At 41.6% G+C, this 20885-nt stretch carries 17 protein-coding genes; 11 read left to right on the forward strand and 6 right to left on the reverse strand.

All coding sequences use genetic code 11. From position 1 onward, the window contains the following. The first annotated feature begins 11 nt into the window (after positions 1-11). Entirely contained in the window at positions 12-845 is an 834-nt protein-coding gene (locus R8925_RS03270) for an MBL fold metallo-hydrolase (protein WP_430534490.1), read from the forward strand. A gap of 106 nt (positions 846-951) precedes the next feature. Beyond that, positions 952-2508 carry a S1C family serine protease gene (locus R8925_RS03275; protein WP_430534491.1) on the forward strand — a complete coding sequence of 519 codons (1557 nt, stop codon included), beginning with the start codon at positions 952-954 and terminating at the stop codon, positions 2506-2508. Positions 2509-2613: 105 nt separating this feature from the next. Here R8925_RS03275 and R8925_RS03280 read toward each other — a convergent pair whose 3' ends face one another. Then, the gene (locus R8925_RS03280; protein ID WP_430534492.1) at positions 2614-3000 is read right to left on the reverse strand and encodes an ACT domain-containing protein; all 387 of its coding nucleotides are present in this window, start codon (positions 2998-3000) and stop codon (positions 2614-2616) included. A 122-nt stretch (positions 3001-3122) separates the two neighbouring features. Here R8925_RS03280 and R8925_RS03285 point away from each other — a divergent pair, with 122 nt between their 5' ends. Together R8925_RS03285 and R8925_RS03290 are read left to right on the forward strand one after the other, a co-directional pair. Continuing rightward, positions 3123-3455: a PadR family transcriptional regulator gene (locus tag R8925_RS03285; RefSeq protein ID WP_036072031.1), complete on the forward strand. Its 333-nt coding sequence runs from the start codon at positions 3123-3125 to the stop codon at positions 3453-3455. Then, positions 3452-3871, forward strand: coding sequence for a permease prefix domain 1-containing protein (locus R8925_RS03290; RefSeq protein WP_430534493.1), 420 nt, complete (start codon positions 3452-3454; stop codon positions 3869-3871). Before R8925_RS03285 ends, R8925_RS03290 begins: the two co-directional genes overlap by 4 nt. 95 nt (positions 3872-3966) lie before the next feature. Here R8925_RS03290 and R8925_RS03295 read toward each other — a convergent pair whose 3' ends face one another. The 3 genes from R8925_RS03295 to R8925_RS03305 all read right to left on the reverse strand — a co-directional run bounded on the left by R8925_RS03295 (position 3967) and on the right by R8925_RS03305 (position 7018). Continuing rightward, positions 3967-4797 (reverse strand): carbohydrate ABC transporter permease, encoded by an 831-nt coding sequence (locus R8925_RS03295; protein ID WP_430534494.1) that lies wholly within the window; start codon positions 4795-4797, stop codon positions 3967-3969. A 14-nt stretch (positions 4798-4811) separates the two neighbouring features. Further along, complete coding sequence (locus R8925_RS03300; RefSeq protein WP_430539401.1) at positions 4812-5693, reverse strand: carbohydrate ABC transporter permease; 882 nt, start codon at positions 5691-5693, stop codon at positions 4812-4814. Positions 5694-5776: 83 nt separating this feature from the next. Further along, a complete protein-coding gene (locus tag R8925_RS03305) occupies positions 5777-7018 on the reverse strand; it encodes a sugar ABC transporter substrate-binding protein (protein WP_430534496.1) in 1242 nt (413 codons plus the stop codon). A 325-nt stretch (positions 7019-7343) separates the two neighbouring features. Here R8925_RS03305 and R8925_RS03310 point away from each other — a divergent pair, with 325 nt between their 5' ends. Together R8925_RS03310 and R8925_RS03315 are read left to right on the forward strand one after the other, a co-directional pair. Continuing rightward, positions 7344-9503, forward strand: a complete 2160-nt coding sequence (locus R8925_RS03310; protein ID WP_430534497.1) for a glycoside hydrolase family 3 N-terminal domain-containing protein — start codon at positions 7344-7346, stop codon at positions 9501-9503. Between the two features lie 72 nt (positions 9504-9575). Continuing rightward, entirely contained in the window at positions 9576-10529 is a 954-nt protein-coding gene (locus R8925_RS03315) for a LacI family DNA-binding transcriptional regulator (RefSeq protein WP_430534498.1), read from the forward strand. 55 nt (positions 10530-10584) lie between these two features. Here the strand turns inward: R8925_RS03315 and R8925_RS03320 are convergent, their stop codons facing one another. Then, positions 10585-11598, reverse strand: coding sequence for a WxLIP family cell surface protein (locus tag R8925_RS03320; protein WP_430534499.1), 1014 nt, complete (start codon positions 11596-11598; stop codon positions 10585-10587). 305 nt (positions 11599-11903) lie between these two features. Here R8925_RS03320 and R8925_RS03325 point away from each other — a divergent pair, with 305 nt between their 5' ends. After that, the gene (locus R8925_RS03325; protein WP_430534500.1) at positions 11904-14186 is read left to right on the forward strand and encodes an LPXTG cell wall anchor domain-containing protein; all 2283 of its coding nucleotides are present in this window, start codon (positions 11904-11906) and stop codon (positions 14184-14186) included. Between the two features lie 505 nt (positions 14187-14691). On the opposite strand, the gene R8925_RS03330 is transcribed toward R8925_RS03325, so the two are convergent. Next, entirely contained in the window at positions 14692-16182 is a 1491-nt protein-coding gene (locus tag R8925_RS03330; RefSeq protein ID WP_430534501.1) for an SdrD B-like domain-containing protein, read from the reverse strand. Positions 16183-16705: 523 nt separating this feature from the next. Between R8925_RS03330 and R8925_RS03335 the strand changes: the two genes are divergently transcribed. The 4 genes from R8925_RS03335 to R8925_RS03350 are packed head-to-tail and all read left to right on the forward strand — an operon-like array spanning position 16706 to position 20884. Then, a complete protein-coding gene (locus tag R8925_RS03335) occupies positions 16706-17149 on the forward strand; it encodes a PTS fructose transporter subunit IIA (RefSeq protein ID WP_430534502.1) in 444 nt (147 codons plus the stop codon). 16 nt (positions 17150-17165) lie between these two features. Beyond that, entirely contained in the window at positions 17166-18638 is a 1473-nt protein-coding gene (locus R8925_RS03340; RefSeq protein ID WP_430534503.1) for a PTS fructose-like transporter subunit IIBC, read from the forward strand. Beyond that, the gene (locus R8925_RS03345) at positions 18592-19653 is read left to right on the forward strand and encodes a zinc-binding metallopeptidase family protein (RefSeq protein ID WP_430534504.1); all 1062 of its coding nucleotides are present in this window, start codon (positions 18592-18594) and stop codon (positions 19651-19653) included. Before R8925_RS03340 ends, R8925_RS03345 begins: the two co-directional genes overlap by 47 nt. Positions 19654-19708: 55 nt before the next feature. Further along, entirely contained in the window at positions 19709-20884 is a 1176-nt protein-coding gene (locus R8925_RS03350; protein WP_430534505.1) for a MalY/PatB family protein, read from the forward strand. The last annotated feature ends 1 nt before the right edge of the window (position 20885 follow it).

The raw sequence follows: 20885 nt of genomic DNA on the forward strand, positions 1-20885 counted from the left end.
GCGCAGGAGCGATGTTTGCAAAGGAAGTCAAGACAGTGAATCAGGCGACGGATCAGCTCCGTTTTAGTATATTGGCAAGTGGTAGCTCGGGTAATGCGACGCTAATTGAGACAGCGGACCAGACGATTTTGGTGGATTGTGGCTTGAGTGGCAAGAAAATCGAGCATTTATTTAGCGAGGTTGGGCGAAGTATGTCTGATGTGGATGCGATTTTAGTGACGCATGAGCATGTGGATCATATTAAAGGACTTGGCGTGTTGGCGCGGCGTTATGAGGTGCCTGTGTATGCGAATGCGAAGACTTGGGCTGCGATGGAGACATCGATTGGAGAAATTAATGTAGCGCAGAAATTTCAGTTTGATATGGAAACAGTGAAATCATTCGGTAGTTTGCAAGTGGAGTCATTTGGCGTTTCGCATGATGCTGCTGAGCCGATGTTTTACATTTTTCATAGTGGGAAAAAGAAGTTCGTAATGATTACTGATACTGGTTATGTGAGTGACCGGATGAAAGGGCATATTGCAAATGCTGATGCGTATCTTTTTGAAAGTAATCATGATGTGGAGATGCTTCGAATGGGGCGTTATCCTTGGAATGTGAAGCGACGTATTTTGGGCGATGAAGGGCATGTTTCGAATGAGGATGCTGGTATCGCGATGAGTGAAGTGATTGGTGACGCGACGAAGCGGATTTATCTAGGACATTTGAGTAAAGATAATAATATGAAGGATTTAGCGAGAATGGCAGTTGCGCAAACTTTGGCAGGCGAGGGAATCATTGTTGGCGAGCAGGTTGACCTTTTTGACACGGATCCTGAGATTCCAACATCGATTTTTACGATTTAATAGGCGCCGTAGCAAAAATTTTAATAAAATTTCATAGTTTTTTCATAATTAGGGTATAGAATAATTATATGGATTCGTCTACAAATTGGAAAGGGATGATTGATGCATGGATGAGAATAACAAAGATTTAGAAACACGCAAGGATGAGTTAGCGAGTGGAGCTTCTCCTGAAAGATTACCAGATTCGCAATCTTATGAGAAACCGGAGCCAGCTGGGGAATCGGCGGTACATACGTCATCCGAGCCACAGGTTGCACGCGACATCCCAGTTGAAGCTGTTCATTCTGCAGAAGGCGTGACGCCGGAAGGTGAAAAGTTTGCCACGGCGACGAAAGAGGAGGCATCTGCTAGTTCGACACATGCTTTCTTTGATGAATCAGCGAGCGAGCCAGAAGTGAGACCGGCAACTGGTAATGGCGGTGGGAATAATGTTGTTCCACCGGTTCCTCCAACGCGTACTGGTGGAAATGGTAGCGAACCACCGAAAAAAGAAGGTAAGAAGAAAACAATGCTGGCTGTCTTCTTGACGGGTCTTTTAGGTGTCTTAATTGGTGCTTTAATAGTACTTGCCTTCTCATGGAGCGCGCTTCAGGATGATAACAAGACAACTTCAAATACAACAACGACCGGTAGTGGAACAACCAAAAAAGTAACTGTTGAAAATACAACTGCTACGACGCAAGCGCTTGAAAAGGTGCAGGATGCGGTTGTTAGCGTGTTGAATTTCCAAGCTGGAACATCAATTAGTTCTGGTACATCGACGGAAGATGAAGCTTCATCTGGTTCTGGTGTTGTTTATAAGAAATCTGGTGGTAAAGCATATATCGTGACCAATAATCACGTTGTTGAAGGTGCTAATAAATTAGAAGTGAAGTTTTCGAATGGTAAGAAATCAGAAGCGAAACTTGTTGGAACAGATAAATGGAATGATTTAGCGGTTCTTGAAATTAGTGATGAGAATGTGACGAAGATTGCTGAATTTGGTAATTCGGATTCGTTAAAAGTTGGTGAAACAGCGATTGCAATTGGTAGTCCGCTAGGAACAGAATTTGCTGGGACTGTAACAGAAGGTATTATTTCTGGTCTAAATCGTACGGTACCTGTTGATACAAATGGCGATGGTACAGAGGATTGGGAAGCGGAAGTTATTCAAACGGATGCGGCGATTAACCCTGGGAACAGTGGTGGGGCGCTAGTCAATATTGAAGGTCAGGTTATCGGGATTAACTCGATGAAGATTTCAACAGAAAATGTGGAAGGTATCGGTTTTGCGATTCCAAGTAATACGGTTGAGCCAATTATTGCTCAGTTGGAGAAAAATGGAGAAGTAGAGCGTCCGTCACTTGGGGTAACCTTGCGTGATGTTGATACGATTCCAGAAGTACAGCAACAACAAATCTTGAAATTGCCAGAGAATGTTGATTATGGTGCGATGGTGCAACAAGTTGTAGCCGGTTCAGCTGCTGAGAAAGCTGGTTTGAAACAATACGATGTTATTGTTGAGATGGACGGTAAAAAAGTAACAAACTCAATGACACTACGCCAAATTTTGTACTCGAATGATGTGAAAGTTGGAGACAAGATGGAAGTGAAGTATTATCGAGAAGGTAAGAAAGAAACGACGACGGTGACGCTTACCGCGGCATCAACAACCAACCAGTAACACATGAACCGAGAAACGCTTATCTGCTCCTGTGCTGATTCAGTGGTAGATGTAAGATTTCATAGAAAACACGATTTCCTGAAATTTAGGAAATCGTGTTTTTGGTTATTCTAGGATTTTGTGGCCGGCTTGTTTTAGGGCTGTGATTGCGGCTTCAAGCTTGGATTGTTTCATTAGTATATAATCGGTGTTGTACGTGGAGACGGCGAAGATGCTGATCTCTTTTTCGGCGAGTGGTGTCGCAATTTTGTGGAGAATGCCAGTTAGGGAGAAATCAAGAATTCCATCGATTTTTAGCAGGAACCAGTCGGATTCTACGGAGAGGGCTGCCGTTGTGTCGAGGTGCTTTGTAGGCATGATGATGGAACATTCTTCGTTAGTGTAAGTGATGCTCTTGAACTCTGTGTCATTGGTTTGAAACCAGGTTGGGACTTGGAAACTCGGTGAGAATTTGGCGATTGTATAGTTGGTTTTGTCTAGAAATAATTGCATTTGGAACAGCTCCTTTTTTGACAAGCGTATCATGAATTTAAACGGGTTGCAAAATGTTTTGCCAGGTGGTAAAGTTATAGAGGATAATAATTCTATCAGGTAGAGTAATTTTAGGGGTGATTTTGATTCGTAGCGATATTTTAAGAGGGCATGTGGACTCGATTATTTTGCGAATTTTGGCGGAGGGAGATTCATATGGTTATGAAATCTCGAAGCAAATTAGTGAACGGACGGGTGATCGCTTTCAAATTAAAGAGGCAACGTTATATGCAGTATTTCAGCGGTTGGAAAAGAAATTGTTGATTGAGTCTTATTTTGGAGAGCGCTCACATGGTGGAAAGCGGAAGTACTATACGATTACGAGTCTTGGTCGTGCTTACTTGCGTGAAATGGCGCGTGAATGGCAAGAGATTAAGGGCATTATGAACTTGTTTTTGGAGGAGATTGATTCGTGAATAGGATTACAGAATTTGTAGATAAATTATTTGAAGGTGTCCCTGAAAGCGAGCAGGCGGCGCAAATTAAGGACGAGATTACGTATAATCTAGCTGAAAAAGTAGCAGATTTGATGGAAGATGGAAAATCGGAAGAGGATGCAGTGAATAAAGCGATTATTGAGTTTGGTGATGTAGATGAAATTATCGCGGAATTAGAAGTAGCCAAGCCGAATACGAGGAAGAGACGCGCATTGGCAAAGGTGAACTTAGGATTTTCTATTTGGGGCGCGGCATTACTGATTATTTTGTTTATCGTCGTTAATATGCTATATTCGCCGGATGTATTGTGGTGTATTTTCCCTATTTTTGCGGTACTTTGGTGGCCACTTGCGATGTTTTATTTTTGGTATCGGGGGAAGGCTGAGGATAAGTAATACTAGAAACACCTGAAAGCTTGGGTTTTGTGCCCAGTTTTCAGGTGTTTGGCATCTAGAAATTAGTTGCTCTTAAGGTTGTTTCAAGCCTGATATTATTTCAAGCCTGAAACGTTGAAGCCTTTTAAAATGTATTTTTGGAACATCATGAAAATTAATATAATCGGGATAACCATAAAGGTCGAGCCTGCCATTTGAAGTGCGTAGTTGCTGGCATATTGGCCTTTTAATAAGGATAACCCAACGGAAAGTGTGTAGTATTTCTCATCATTTGCAATAATTAGTGGCCATAAGAAGGAGTTCCAGCCTGCGATGAATGTCAGGATTCCTTGGACAGCTAGAACGGGGCGTGATATCGGTAGGATGATTTTCCAAAAGATGAAGAATTCACTGGCACCGTCTAGTCTTGCGGCCTCCATGAGTTCATCTGGAATCGTTGACATGAATTGACGAAACAGGAAAATTCCGAATGCGCCAACGAGTCCAGGTAAAATGATGCCGGTCATCGTGTTTGTTAGGTGGAACATGTTTAAGATAAGGTAAACAGGAATCATGGTAACTTGCCCCGGAATCATCATTGTTGCTAGAACCATGTAGAACAGCTGATTTTTACCTCGGAATTTAAACTTAGCAAAGCCATATCCAGCCATTGCGTTCAGAAAAAGGCCGATAAAGGAAAATAGTACAATGACAAGCGTATTGCGCAAATAAACGCCGAAATTAAGCTCTGTAAAAAGGTTTTTGAAATTGTCCCACGTAAATGTTTCTGGCCAAATGGTAGGTGGGATTTGTAGAATTTCTGCGTCGGTTTTAACGGAGGAGAGGACCATCCAGATGAAGGGCAGAATCATGAAGAATCCGCCAATTGCTAAAATGAGACCTACGAGCCATTTTGTGCCGCGTGATTTGTTTGCATATTGATTCATATTTTTCACTCCTCCTACATTTGGGCGTCGTCATGACGGTTTTGAATTTTGAATTGTACAATGGTGATGATAATAATCGCGATGAACAGGATAAATGAACCTGCTGCTGCGTATCCAAATTTGCTTAGTTGGAAACCATTGCGATAGATGAACAGCGCTACAGATGTTGTACTATCGAGTGGGCCGCCTTGGGTCATGACAAACGGTTCTTCGAAAAATTGTAGCCAGCCAATCATTGTTGTAACAGTCACGAAAAAAATAGCAAAACGTAGTAAGGGAACCGTCACGTTTGTCAATTGTTTCCACCGATTAGCGCCGTCTAGTTGGGCAGCTTCATAATATTCACGCGGAATACCTTGTAATGCAGCTAAAAAAATAATCATATTTACGCCGATTGCTCGCCATAGCGCTAGGATAATCAAGGAAATTTTAGCGATGGTTGGATCTTGTAACCAAGGAACGGCGGGTAAGTCGAGTAAAGATAGTAAATAGTTAAATAAGCCAAATTGTGGATTGTACAGATAGCTCCAAACGACAGCTACCGCAACGACATTCGTGATAGACGGTGTATAAAATATCAATCGGAAAAACTGGAAAATTTTCGCCTGGCTGAAATTAATCATGAGCGCGATGCCTAGTGAGCAAATAATAACTAAAGGTACGCCGATGATAACGTAAAAAAGAGTATTTCCAATCGATTTTAAGAATATTGGATCGGATAGGACGTTTTTGTAGTTTTCTAGACCGATAAAATTGATTTTTGACCAATCAGCGAGCCCAACTAGATTTATGTCGGTAAAACTGATAATAAAAGCGATTATGATTGGGAAAAGAGAAAACATGATTAATAGCAAAAGTGCGGGTGAAATGAATAGGTAAGGTGTTTTTTGATCCATATAACGACGCAAAATTTTAAACCTCCTCTAATATGTAGCCGAGGTAAGAGTATCAAGACTTATGCTCCCCTCACCTCGTACGGTTAGTTATTTTTTAGTATTGTGTTGACTTCATCGTTGAACGTGTTCATTTGGTCTTGGACGTCCGCGCCTCCACGATAGATCTGTTCGAAGCTCTTCATATAAGCTTGTGCGATTTCTTCAAATTCCGGAATGAGTGGCATTGGCTCTGCGTTTGCCATTTGCTCGCCGAATATTTTGTAGAATTGGTCGTCTTTTAGTGTTTCGTTTTCCCATGATTTTTGAGCAGTTGGCAGGGAGTTCGTTAGTTCCATCCATTTGAGCTGGGTTTCTGGTTTGCTCATATATTGCAGGAACTTCCCAGCATCGTCTTTGCTTTTTCCATATTTGAAAACAGCTAAATTAGCTCCACCGAGGCTTGACATGTTATTTTCTTTTGCTGGAAGCACTGCTGTTGCCCATTTCCCATCGATATCTGGAACAGTGTCTTTTACGGCTTTTACCATCCAAGGCCCGCTAATGAACATCGGAACAATCGCATCGCCGCTGAATGTTTGTGCGACGTCAAGACCAAGATCGTCTTTTGGCGCAGAACCGTTTTCGAAAAAACTATTTAAGTAGGCTACGGCATCTACGAAAGGCTTTTTGTTGAAAACTGGTTTATTAGCGTCATCGAAAAGTGGTGAACCGTTTTGACGGCCAAACATAAATCCTAGGCTCTGCTCTTTGCCATCAATGTTTAACCCATACATGTTATCTCCGCGTTGAGAGAGTTTTACAGCAATCTCAGATAGCTCAGCCCATGTTTTAGGGGCGTGGTCGTAGCCAGCTTCTTTTAAGATATCAGTCCGATAAAAAAGTACACGAGTATCGGCGTACCAAGGAATTGCATATGTTTTATCATCAAATTTTGTCGTTTGTGCAGAACCATCAAAAAAGTTTTTTGCATCGAGTTCTGGGTATTTTTTTGTATAGTTTGCTAAGTCTTCGAGTGCACCTGCTGCAACGAATTCAGGCATCCAAGTGGTTCCCATTTGAACAACATCAGGCCCAGATTTTGAAGCTACGGCAGTTAGTAGTTTGTCATGTGCGTTCGCCCAGGGTATTGCTTGTACTTTCACTTTTATGCCGGTTTCTTTTTTAAAATCTTTTGCGAGTTTTGGTAATTGTTTGGCTTCATCTCCCATCGCCCAAACGTTTAGAACCTTCGTATCAGAGGTTTCATCGGAATTTCCACAACCAGCTAAGGCTGCTCCTACTACTAAAATAATTGTCAACAACAATATACTCCATTTTTTTTTCATCTTTTTCTCCACCTTTTTGTTTTTATAAATCTTGCGTTGTGAAAATTGGTTTGTTAATAGAAACGTTTCGATAAAATCATTATAAAACAAAATGTAATCGGTTACAAGTAATAAATAGGATGTCTTTATTGATTTTAGGCTTGTTTTTGAGGCCATTTATAGGAAGAATAAATTCGAAAAATATTTATTTTTAGGCTATAAAAAGGATTTATTGCGGATTAAAGCGATTTTATATAAAAATTTATTTGACGAGAAAAAAGAAAACGCTTATACTATTGATATAATCACATAGAAACGTTTCGAAAACAAATAGAGGATGTGTAGCATGAAAAAAGTAGAGCTTAGAGAATTATTGGAACAAATGACAATAACTGAGAAGGTTGGACAGCTTTTACAGTTGGCACCAATGTTTTATAAGGGAACGATTACAGAGGGCGAGATTACCGGTCCAATGGCAGAAATGGGGATTACATCAGCGGTTTCAGAAAATGCGGGATCTGTGTTAGGATCTTCAACCGCGAGTGAGATGATTGCGATTCAGGAGGAGTATTTGAAAACAAATCGGCTCGGAATCCCGTTGATTTTTATGGCGGATGTGGTGCATGGTTATAAGACAATTTTTCCAATCCCGCTGGCAATTGGGGCTACTTGGGATATAGTCGCGGCTGAGAAAATGGCGGAGGTTTCGGCTAAGGAGGCGACCGCGGCAGGTTTACAGGTTACATTCTCGCCAATGGTCGACCTAGTTCGTGATCCTAGGTGGGGGCGTGTGATGGAGTCAACGGGTGAGGATCCATATTTGAATAGCTCCATGGCAGCGAGTTTTGTACGCGGCTATCAGGGAAATCCAGAGTTACTAGCGGAAAACTTCGAAAAAATGGCGGCTTGTGTGAAACATTTTGCGGCATATGGTGCGGCAGAAGCTGGGCGTGAGTATAATACCGTAGATATGTCAATGCGAGAGCTGTATCAGAACTATTTACCTGCGTACGAGGCGGCGCTTGAAGCTGGTTCTAAGCTTGTGATGACGGCGTTTAACGTGGTGGATGGTGTGCCAGCGACGGGAAATAAGTGGCTGATGCGGGATGTATTGCGTGATCAGCTTGGCTTTGATGGTGTGCTCATTTCGGATTGGGGAGCAGTCAAAGAGATTATCAATCATGGCACAGCGGCGAATTCTATGGAGGCGGCGGAACAGGCGTTGCATGCAGGTGTGGATATTGAAATGATGACAACATGTTATTTGGAGAATTTGGAAGATATGATTGCAGATGGTGTGTTGCCAGAAAGTTTGCTAGATGATGCAGTGATGAGGATTTTGGAATTGAAACGGGATGTTGGCTTATTTGAGGATCCATATCGTGGTTTGAAGGGAGATACGAATCGGCAAGGGGATATTTTGTCGATAGAACATCGGGATACGGCTCGTTCCATTGCGGCGGATGCGATGGTACTACTGAAAAATGATGAGAATTTATTGCCACTTGCGACAGCGGGAACAAAAATTGCATTAGTTGGACCACTAGCGGAGACGCAAGACGTTTTAGGTGCCTGGTCATGGCTTGGTGATAGAAAAGATGCGGTGTCGGTTGCGGATGGTATGATGACACAGTTTGACGGTATTAAGGTTGCTGGTGCAAGAGATACGGAAAATGTGACGGAGGCGGAAATTGCAGAAATGGTCCGTGTCGCGCGAGGTGCAGATGTAATTGTACTTGCACTTGGTGAGTCATCGAATCGAAGTGGTGAGGCGAACAGCATTGCGACGATTCGTTTGCCGGACTCACAGTACCCGATGATTGATGCCATTTGTGCACTTGATAAACCGGTTGTCACAGTGCTTTTTAGTGGTCGACCATTAGATTTACATGGGGTGATTGAGTCAAGTGATGCGCTTGTTGAAGCTTGGTTCCCAGGCACAGAGGCGGGGAATGCTGTAGCGGATATTTTGAGTGGGCGTGTGAATCCGAACGGAAAATTGCCAATGTCATTCCCATACACAACGGGACAAATTCCGGTGTATTATAATCATTTGAGTACAGGAAGGCCGGTAGATGCAGCGGATGCACAAGAGCATTATGTTTCGCAGTATATTGATATTCCTAATCAACCGTTATTCGATTTTGGTTTTGGACTGAGTTATACGACTTTTTCATATAGTAATCTCGAACTTTCCAGTGATACGATAACAAAGGTAGACACGCTGAATATCTCCGTGACGGTGACAAATACGGGAGATTTAGTTGGAAAAGAGGTTGTAGCACTTTACTTGCAAGATATCGTTGGAAAAGTGAGTAGGCCGCGCAAGGAATTAAAGCGGTTTACAAAGATTGAATTATTGCCAGGTGAAGCTAGAACGGTTACTTTTAATTTGACGGAAGCAGATTTGCGTTATTATAAGCCTAATCTAGATTTTACGAGTGATCCAGGTGATTTTAACGTCTTCATTGGGACGCATTTGCAAGCTACATTTTGTTTGGTTTAAATGAGGTAGGAAATAGACATTTGGCTGTGAAATAGTGCATAATAAAGAAAAGGAAACAAGGAGCGGATCGCAGTGGTTGGGATTAAAGATATAGCGAAAAAAGCGGGTGTCTCGATTTCCACTGTTTCTTATGCGTTAAATGGCAGCCCAAAAGTTACGGACGCAACGAGACAAAGAATTGTGGCAATCGCGGATGAGTTAAACTACATTCCGAATATGGCAGCACGGACGCTAAAAACACGGAAAACGAAAATTGTTGGTATATACTTGGCGAATTATAGTGGTGTATTCTATGGAGAGTTGTTACATGGACTCACGGATACGTTGCTTGCCAAGAGTTATGAGCTTATTGTATGCAGTGGCACGAAGGCGCATCGTTTTTTGCCAGAGCGAATGATTGATGGCGCAATTATTTTGGATATAGGATTTTCAACGGAGGAGTTGCTAGAATATGCGGATAGAGGGCATAAAATTGTTGTGCTGGATCGTGAAATAGAACATCCCAATGTACGGCAAATATTACTGGATAATAAGGCGGGAGCAACACTTGCAGTCGATTATTTGAAAACTGGTTTTTCCGGTAAGTTCTACATTGTGACAGGACCAACAAATACATACGACAGTGAGGAACGATTGCGCGCGGCACTTTCGGAACTGGAACGTTTTCGAGATGAGGAAGTTATCGTGATTCCAGGTGATTTTTCAAAAGCGACGGGCGAAAAAGCAGCGCAACAGATTGAGAAAGAATGGGCCGGCGAGCCAGTAGCTGTTTTTGCTCTAAATGATGAAATGGCGATTGGTATGTATAATTATTTTGCGAAAACCAAGCTCGTGATTGGGCGTGATGTGAAGATTATCGGTTTTGATAACACGGAAGTCGGGCAATATTTACAGCCACGTTTGGCAACAATTGAGTATTCAAAGTATAAGTGGGGCGCAGTTGCAGCGGAGAAATTGTTGAAGCTGCTGGAAGACGAGACGGTGGCGGATGAGATTATTTATACGTCATTAATACCAAGTAAGTAAAGTATATTGAAAAAGCTACCATTCCAGTTTTCGGATGTGGTAGCTTTTTTCGCTTCTATTCGTCCTCTTTTTTTGATTTTCTGCCTAGCAAGAATACGAGGAAGAGAATCAAGAGAGCGAGTAAAGATCCAGCAATAATGTATAACAAGGTGTAGTCTTTTTCAATATCAAGTGCTGTCTCATTTAAAGCATCTGCAGTTTTACCATCTATTGTGAAATATTCAGACCATTTCCAGACTTGTTCGCCACTCGTTGCAATCATATCAAGTCGGTACCTACCAGGCTCGAATTCCTTTGTACCCCAACTTATTGGAAAATTAAAATTGGAGTTCGGTGCCATACGCATATTTTGCTTAAAATTTTCATGTAAAACTTTTGTACCGTCTCTTTTAAAAATTTGCGCTTCGACATCTAAGTCTTGTAGGATTGTAGCTTCAGTATTTTGAAGATTAGCGGTCACAACATTGCGATAATTAACTTGAGTAGGCGTAATTTCATTTAATTTGAGATCTGCTTTAATCTGCTTATCATTTTGTGAAAGCATCATGCCAGTGACGTACGCATACTGGTTTTCAATTTGAATATCTTTAGATTGAGATTCGTTTTTATCTGCTGTTTTTTCTTTAAAGTACACGCCGCCTAAGATTGTTCCATCAAACGCTTTATCTGGCATGCTTATCTTAATGGGATAATTTTTGCTGGAATGAGCTGTGAGAATAATTTCGCCGGCGGATTCTGTGAGCTTAGATAACGGATATTTCAGTGTGTTATCAAGTTTTGGATTTTCTTGGCTATAGTCGACAATGCCATTATCATTTGTAACAGCTGTATTCACAGAAGTGAGGACTGTGATTTCTTGACTGGTTTCGTTCGTAATTGTTACATATACCGTCTGCTCTTTTCCAGGCGCTAATTTCAGATGGAAGTAGCTTTTTGTTTTATCAATTTGGTTTTCAGGGATATTTGCGCTCACAGAGAAGTTCATTTCGGAGGCATCGGTGTGGACAGGAAATAAGAGCGATGAGGCCAATAAAGGTAGTATTAAAAATAGGGTCATTAGTTTTTTCATGCAGAATTCCTCCTAAAAAAATAAAAACTGTAATAAGAACTCTCTAGAGGAGGGGGGCACGCACTAGAGAGCTTTTGAGGGGAATGAGGATTTTTGTATGGGGGTGTGAAGCTGTTTACATATTAAGTATACGTTATAAAAACTGCATATTAGGAATTCTATCATAAATTTTTAAGAGGATGAAAAAAATGATATTGGAATTTAATATCGGTTAAGAAATATTTAATAACAGGCTTATTTTTAGTTTAGAATTGGATGCTACGATGTAGGTACAATAAATTTTTGAAATAAAAGGAGAATGTAAAATGACGCAATCAAAGAAAGTATTGTCTTCTATATTAGTGGCTACAACCATTATCGCAGGTGTCGCGCCGCAATTTTCACCAATCGGGGCTTCGGCAGTAGAATCTGGTACGAAAACAGCAAGTGTGGCGGAAATCACGGAATTACGTTCGCTAAATGCGATGACACTTCAAATTAAGTTCGATGGAACATTACCTGCGGAGGATGTGGCAGATAGTAATTTGGCCGCGATTAAGGAACATTTTAAATTCAGCGATGGGCTCAGCATTGTCAACGTGCCTCGTTTGAAATCGGGTTCTACGAATACGTATATCGTACCAGTGACGATTCAAAATCCTGGCTCGACTTACACACTTAGCTATAAGGGCGGCGCGACGCAAACTTTCACGGGAAGTAGTGTTAAAGTTGGAATTCGTGATACAAATCAAGTGACGAGTGACACGTTTGAACTTGAATCTTTCCAAGCAGATGGCGTTGTTGACTATGCGAATATTATCGCGGCATACGCTGGTGGACGCGGGGATCAAGCTTTTGTAGTTGACGATGATAATAAAAATGCGGCAGGCAAATCGCTCCAAGTTATTTCATCGTTGCGAGATCGCAGTGTGACGCTTACAGGATCAAACGGAGATGTCTATACGGCAAACTACGTACCATTTACGCAAGCTTCGGACCGTCGTCAAGCACCTAAATTCCGTTTGCCAGCTGGAGAGACGTTGGTGCCAGGTGTGACTTATACAGTGACTTCAAACTGGGCAACGATTGCTAATAGCTCGTTTACAGCCCGTGCAATGTCACCATTAACCATTGATTCGGCTACGTTTGTAGATGCGACATCATTTAAATTAACGCTAGCTGCTGATCCAGGTATGGACTTGCTGGCTGGGCGAAGTGTTCGTCTAAAAGGCACGGATGGCAGTGAATTAACTGCAAGCTACCGTTTTTCTTCACGCCAAGGTGCAACTGGTACTTTTGATGTGACAAGCGGAGGAACGTTAAATTCTGCAATTGCTTATGAAATTATACCGCAAAATAACTGGGCAGCAACTACAGATGTCATGTTAGGTAGGAATGCGGCATACAAGGTGGAATCGTTGAATGCGATAACACTCCAAATTGTCTTTCCAGAGGCGCTTTCTGCGGATGAAGTGGCAGATAGCAATTTAGATATGATTAAGAAAAATTTTGTTTTTAGTGATGGTTTAAGCATTGTGAATGTGCCGCGTTTAAAATCAGGTTCTAAAAGTACTTATATTGTGCCTGTAACGGTTCAACAGCCGGGCAAAACTTATACGCTCAGCTACAAAGGTACGCCAGTAGAGACTTTTGTTGGTAGTTCTGCAAAAATTAATATGCGAGATTCCGAACAGGTAACGAACGACACGTTTGAACTTGAGTCATTTCAAGCGGACGGTGTGGTTGATTATGCGAACATTATTGCGGCGTATGCTGGTGGACGTGGTGATCAAGCCTTTGTGATTGATGATAATAACCGCGATGCCAACGGTAAACAATTTCAAGTAATTTCGTCATTGCGAGATCGCAGTGTTACGCTTACAGGATCAAATGGAGATGTTTATACGGCAAACTACGTACCATTTACGCAAGCTTCTGACCGTCGCCAAGCTCCTAAATTCCGTTTGCCGGTCGGTGAAAAATTGAAACCAGGCGTGACATATACCATTACTTCTGACTGGGCAGATGTTGCTAGTGCTCGTTTTACAGCAAAAGAAATGGCGCCATTAGTTATTGCTAAAGCTACAGAAGTCGATTCAAAATCATTTGAGCTAACGTTAGATAAAGATCCTGGAATGGATTTATTAGCAGGGCGTCAAGTAGAGTTAAAAGGTGCTGATGGGACTACATTTGTGGCACAATATCGCTATTCTTCTCGTAAAGGTACAACTGGGATTTTTGATCTTGTGAGTGGGGAATTAAGTGAGGATACAGTTTACACAATCTCGCCAATTAATGGGTGGGCGATAGCTACGAATGTGACACTTGGAGAAGCCGAGGAGTTACCAGAAGTGACCGAGCCTGAGAAGCAACCTGATAAAGAAGTTATTGTAGTACCTGAAAATGGAGGCAATAATAATGCAACACCTCCAGCAATGGTGGATAGCAAAAATAAGCCAGTAGTTGAGTCTCCTGAAACGACTAAAACCCAAAATAGCAAAGATTTACCGAAAACGGGTGATACAATGCCAGTTATTCCGATGACAGCAGGACTTGGAGCGATTCTTGTTGGATTGTATATGCTATTGAAACGCAAATTCGCCAAGTAAAACACTATTGAACTTGCTAAATTTATGAAAGAACGATTTGCCATAATAAAAATGATTTGCTATAATAAAGACGAAAAGAGGGTCGTGCGTCAACACAACCCTCAAGTCAGAGCCGTCTGAAACGGTGGCCGTATTATAACGAAGAGATAACCGTTACTTTTTGGTCAAAGTAGGGACGGTTATCTCTTTTTGTCTTTATCACGATCAATGTAGAGGATGAGCATAGCAAAAGATATCGCGATACTCAAAGCTTCATACACAGACATAGTTGCACTTTCTGAGGGCAACGACAAATCAAGATATATAGGCATCACCCTTCCATTTGGACTAGCCTTCCGTCTCACACTTCTCTAACGCCATTATACCAGATGAGTTTCTATAAAAGCGTTTATTTTACAAAAAAGTCTAATCGCCCATAAAAAATATAATTTAGCTCCGAAAATGATAAAAGCCATTATTTGATACTGTACGGAAAAGGTACGTATCAAATAATGGCTTCTTCATATTAAGGTAATAAAGGTATGTTTTGTTTGATTTCTTGGATAGAGCTCTTTGAATCAAACGTATATGCACCAACTAAACGCAAGCCTTGCAATGCAGGAGGAACTGTTCCTGTATAGACTGGGCTGTAGCCGTTTGTGCCATCGATACCGATATAGATTGTTTTATCGAATGCTAGTTTATCTAGTGTAAACTTGGTTGTAATAGTAGATGTTGTTACGGATTGTAGGATGTTCCCGTTCGCATCATAGGCTGTTACTTTCGTTGCTTTACCAAGCTCTAATAAGTCTTTTTTACCGTTCTTGTTTTTATCCACGAAAAGGTCACCAGTGATCACTGGAAGTTTACGGATTCCGAATTGGAAGTCTGTTGTTTTTGTGAATTTTAGGCCGGTAAGATCATAAGAGTTACCCCAAATGTCAACTTTAGCAAAACGCATCGCTGGGATATGGTTTAGAAGTGTTGCTACAGATTGAACTTCTGCAAGTGTTGAGTTAACGCTTGTAGCTGTTTCTGTGCCAAGATATTTCTCGACATCGACTTTTTCTGTTGCTTTAATTGCTTTTGGTAAGAAGTTTGCAAGTGCTTTGATGTAAACGTTATTCGGTGTTGTTGAGATGTCGCCGGTGTCAAGTAATGTCGGATTGTCTAATATACCTTGGATATCCCCACCTGAAATGATGTCGATGATGGCTGTTACTTTATCTATGTTTCCAAGCAAGTCGCCAACTGTTAGATTAAACGGTGAACGAACCATCACGTACATGCCGGGGTCAACATTTGGCATTGTGATTGCAGCTCCCTTGCTGCTCGTTCTGAAAAGGATTGCGTCTTCGATGTCTAAGCTACCACCAAGCGCACCTAGAATTTTAGAGTTTAAATCAAGTTCCGATAAACGACCGCTTGAGATAAGATCTGCTGTTTTTTGTAGGTTAATGAAGATAAGTGTTTTGCCATCCATGATAGATTCGTTGCTGTCTTTTACGCCGTTACCATTTAAGTCTTGGAACGGTGTCATTGTTAAATTTGTTGTTTTCTTTGTTGCTAAATCAGCCCAAGTGACAACGTTGAGTGTGTTTATTGTAACTGCCGCAATTCCAGCGATTTGTTTGCCGGCTGCATCTGTTGCTGAATTTGCTTGGACAACTGGTTTTGTTGTCGCTTCTGTACCGTACTTGATGAAGTAATTTCCTTTTGCTAGTTTCGTGAAGTTGTAAACACCAACTGCATTTGTTTTCGCTGTTGCTACCACATTTGTTCCGGCTTGTGCATCAGCTAATGTTTTGTGGAGTGTTACGGTCATGTTTGCCAGTGGTAAATCCAAGTTGTGTAATTCCATAACACCATTGCCGTTTGTGTCTGCGTAAACTGTTCCAGAAACTGTGTAGATAGCTGGATTCAGAATACTTGCGTTTGCTGCTGGTGCAAAAGATGCAAAAAAGACTGCAAAAATAATGACTAGAGCAGCGACACGTTTGTTGAAAAACTGTTTCATTAATAATTCCTCCCTTTTAGGTTCTATTTTTAGTTTAGCGGGTGAACTAGTAAAAGGCAATGGGACTCATAATGGAAGGAATAGGGTTATAAAAAGGATAGATTACCGTTTTATAAAAGTTACAAATAATTCTTTATTATGGTTTTTTGTCAATTTTATAAGAATTAATATGTATATAAAGTATTTATAATAACTTTATATGGGTAGTGAACTAAAATCTGGAATTAAGAAAAAAGTTTTGAATTATGCAACGAAGCGTCAAGTACGTTGAACATAGCGTACATTTTACTTTTGAAAGTTCATAAAGATTTCACATATAGGCGAGAAAATGCGCGCTTAGTATTTAGAGACAAAAAATAAGAATTAAAAGTTATTTATATAACTTTATATCATTCCCATCTATTCTGTCATCATCTGTGTGACATTTCTGTTGTTTTTCTAGTAAGCGTTATCAACTATACTGAAATAGGACAAAGAAATAGTGTCAAAAAGGCAAGTAATATAGAATTTGGAGTTGATTGTAATGGAAATCATGATGACTAGTGGAATAAATGTAGCGATGCAAGGTACAACGAAATCGGAAATTTTGCGGGAATTTGCGGATTTGGCGGTAGCAAATGGGAAGGTGACGGATGCAGCGGGCTTTTATAAGGATCTTTGTTTGCGAGAAGGTGAGTCTACAACTGGTTTCGGTGGAGGGATTGCGATTCCACATGCAAAATCTGCTTTCGTGTCGGAGGTTGGTGTTTTAGTGGGGCGTGGAGCTAATTTAGTAGAATGGGAAGCAATGGATGGAAAGCCGGTGCAATGCTGGATTTGTCTACTTGTACCTGAAACTGGCGGACAGGAGCATTTACGATTGTTGTCGCAGCTTAGTCGGAAGTTAATGGACCCAGAGTTTGTTGGGAAACTGAAAACTGGGACGGAAAATGAGATTTTAGCGCTAGTTCAAGGGGTTATTTCATAAAAGGGAGCGAGTAAAAATGACAAGTTTAAACATTGTAGCGATTACGAATTGTCCTGCGGGAATTGCACATACGTATATGGTGGCAGAAGCCTTGGAGCGTAAAGCCGTTTCGTTAGGATACACGATAAAAGTGGAGACGCAAGGAGCGAGCGGTGTAGAGAATCATTTGACACCAGCAGAAATTAAGGCGGCAGATTATGTGATTTTAGCGTTGGGAAGGACGATCAGTGAAGAAGACCGATTCCGTTTTGCGAATAAGAAAGTGGTCGAGCTGAAAGTTTCGGAGGCTTTGAAGCAGATTGAGACAATTTATGATGATTTGGAAACGAAGGCAACATTATTTACAGCGGATAACAATATTAAAATGGGGAGTCAAGAGGCACCGACTGGAAGTGTGATGAGTCATTTGATGGCAGGAGTTTCGGCTGCATTACCGTTCGTTATTGGTGGTGGTTTACTCGTTGCGATTGCAAATATGCTCGTGCAGTTTGGGATGCCATATGTGGACATGGCGAATGGTGATCCATCGTTTGCTTGGGTCGTTGAAACAATTGGTTACTTAGGGTTCAAGTTCATGATTCCGATTATGGGTGCCTATATTGCGAGTTCGATTGGCGATAAGCCAGCGTTTGCACCTGCGTTTCTGGTCACATATTTGGCGAATGACAATACGATGCTTGGAACGGAGTCGGGTGCTGGATTTTTAGGCGCGGTAGTTTTAGGGCTTGCGATTGGTTATTTTGTGAAATATTTCCGAAAAGTGAAACTGGGTAAGGCATTGCAACCATTACTTGGTTCGATGTTGATTCCGTTTGTGACGTTATTTATTTTCGGGATTTTGACGTTTTATGTGTTAGGGCCTGTGATGGGTAGTATGATGGATGGGATGTTGCATTTCTTGAATACGATTCCAACTGAGATGAAACTGGCAGCAGCATTTTTAGTTGGTGCGATGCTTGCGTTTGATATGGGTGGACCGGTGAACAAAACGGCTTGGTTCTTCTGTTTCTCTCTACTCGACAAAGGAATTTATGATTGGTATGCGATTGTTGGTGTTGTTGCATTGATGCCTCCTATGGCTGCGGGTATCTCGACTTTTATCGCTCCAAAATTGTTTACGAAGCAGGAAAAAGGTGCAGCGATTAGTTCGATTATTGTTGGTTCGACGGTTGCAACAGAGCCGGCGATTCCATATGCGCTCGCTGCTCCACTCCCAATGATAACAGCGAATACGTTAAGTGGTGGTATTGCTGGGATGTTGACAATTATGTTTGGGATTCAAAGGCTAGCACCTGGAATTGGAATGTTTGATCCGCTTATTGGTTTAATGTCACCGTGGTACTGGTTCTATCTTGTTCTAGCATTTGGTTTAGCGTTGAATATTTTCCTCATTATTGTGCTGAAAACATGGTGGTTAAAACGGAAAGAGGCGAAACGTAAAGATGGAGACGAATTTACTGAAACAACTGGTGATGGCATCGGGAACTAGTGGTGATGAGCAAGAAGTCCGTGAAATTTTGTACCGGGAATTGATAGGTCAGGCGGATGAGATTACATTCGATGGTTTGGGTAGTTTTATTGCGCGTAAAGGATCAAAGGGGCCAAAAGTTGCGATTATTGCGCACATGGATGAGGTTGGTTTTATTGTGAAACATATTTCAGAAGATGGATTCTTATCGTTCGATACGGTCGGTTCGTGGTGGAATCAAAGTATGTTGAATCATCGCGTGGAAATTCGGACTAGGTCAGGAAAAGTGGCGGGGATTATCGGCTCGATTGCCCCGCATGCATTGAGTGAGAAGGATAAGGCGCATCCAATGGAACATGACGCGATGTTTATTGATATCGGGGCGAACTCGACGGAAATGGTTGCTGAAATGGGTGTTGCAATTGGAGATTTTGTTTGCCCAGAGCCGAATTTCACGGAGCTAACGTCAGAACGAATTTTGGGTAAGGCGCTTGATAATCGAGCTGGGTGTGCGCTTGTGGCGGAGCTTTTCAAGCAGTGCGATAATGATGAAATCACGCTCTATGCGGTTGCTACAGTGCAGGAAGAGGTTGGGCTGCGAGGCGCGCAAACATCAGCGGAAGCGATTCAACCGGATATAGCGATTGTGATTGATACGATGGTGACAGGAGATACGCCGGGATTTGACCAAATTAAATTTCCGCTAAAACTAGGTTCGGGCGCGGCATTGGCTTTATTTGACAAACGCTATATTCCTCACCAAAAATTGAAGCAGCATTTGGTGGAACTGGCACAAAATATTGCAGAGCCATTACAATTTTGTACGATGAAAACGGGGGCAACAGATGGTGGCCGTTATAATGTGATGGGCGGTGGTCGTCCGGTCGTGGCGTTCTGTTTGCCAACGCGTTACTTGCATGCGAATTCATCGATGATTTCAAAGGCGGATTATGATAGTTTGGCAAAGCTGATTGAGCGTTTTTTAAAGGGATATAGTACGGAGAAACATGCTGAAATTTGCCGTTACATTGGATAAAAATTTGAAGCTTGGCGGACGCGCTGGGCTTTTCATAGGAAAGAGCTGAATTTGGATGGGAAAATACGATTTTAATGAGGTTGTGGATCGTAAAAATACATATTGTACGCAGTGGGATTATATTGAGGATCGATTTGGGGAAGCGGACTTATTGCCATTTTCGATTTCGGATACAGAGTTTCAGGTGGCAACGCCAGTGCTTGATGCGATTCAAGAACGAGTAGCGCACGGGGTTTTTGGGTATTCGCGATGGAATCATGAAGCTTTCAAAGGTAGTATTGTAAATTGGTATCAGAAGCGCTTTAATGCTCATATTGAAATGGATTGGGTGCTATATAGCCCGACGGTTTGTTATGCGATTTCGGTTTTATTACGTTTGAAAAGTGAAGAGCAGGAGCGGGTTGTCGTTTTCTCACCGATGTATGATGCTTTTTATAGCCTGATTCAGGAAAATAATCGTGAGCTAGTCGAGAATGAGCTTTTATGGGATAATGGTACGTATCGCATTAATTTTGAACTTTTAGAGAAACAATTGCAGAGAGCCAAGATTTTGTTGTTGACGAACCCGCATAATCCAACGGGGCGTGTTTTCCAAAAAGCGGAATTAAGCGCTATTATTGAACTTTGCGAGCGACATGGTGTTTTTATCATTTCTGATGATATTCATATGGACATTGTGTATGGAAATACGCGTTATACTCCGATTTTGAGCTTAATAGAGCGACCTGTGAATATGTGTATTTGTACGTCAGCGAGTAAGACGATGAATACGCCAGGCTTGATGGGTTCTTATTTGTTAGTGCCAGATGAGGATTTGCGAGCTGCTTTTATGTTGCAATTGAAACAACGTGATGCGCTTTCTTCTGTTAGTATTTTAGGGATGTATGCTACGATGGCAACTTATAATGATAGCGCGGACTATGTGGATGAGCTGGTGGTGCATCTGGAAAGTAATATGCACTTTTTGAAAAATTATTTAGCGAGTCATCTACCGGAAATCAAATTTGAAATACCAGAAGGGACATATTTAGCTTGGCTTGATATTTCGGCGCTGGGCGTAACGAAAGACGTTCTGCAAGAGGCGTTGATACATGTTGGGAAGGTGGCTATTATGCCAGGTGAAACGTATGGGGGACAAGGCTTTTTGCGAATGAATGTGGCTTGTTCGCGGATTAAATTAGTCGATGGTTTAGAGCGGATGCATAAGGCAATTTTAACATTGAGGGGGTAAA

Origin of the sequence: Listeria rocourtiae subsp. hofi, from assembly GCF_963575615.1 — a bacterium.
GTDB classification, from domain to species: Bacteria; Bacillota; Bacilli; order Lactobacillales; family Listeriaceae; genus Listeria_A; species Listeria_A hofi.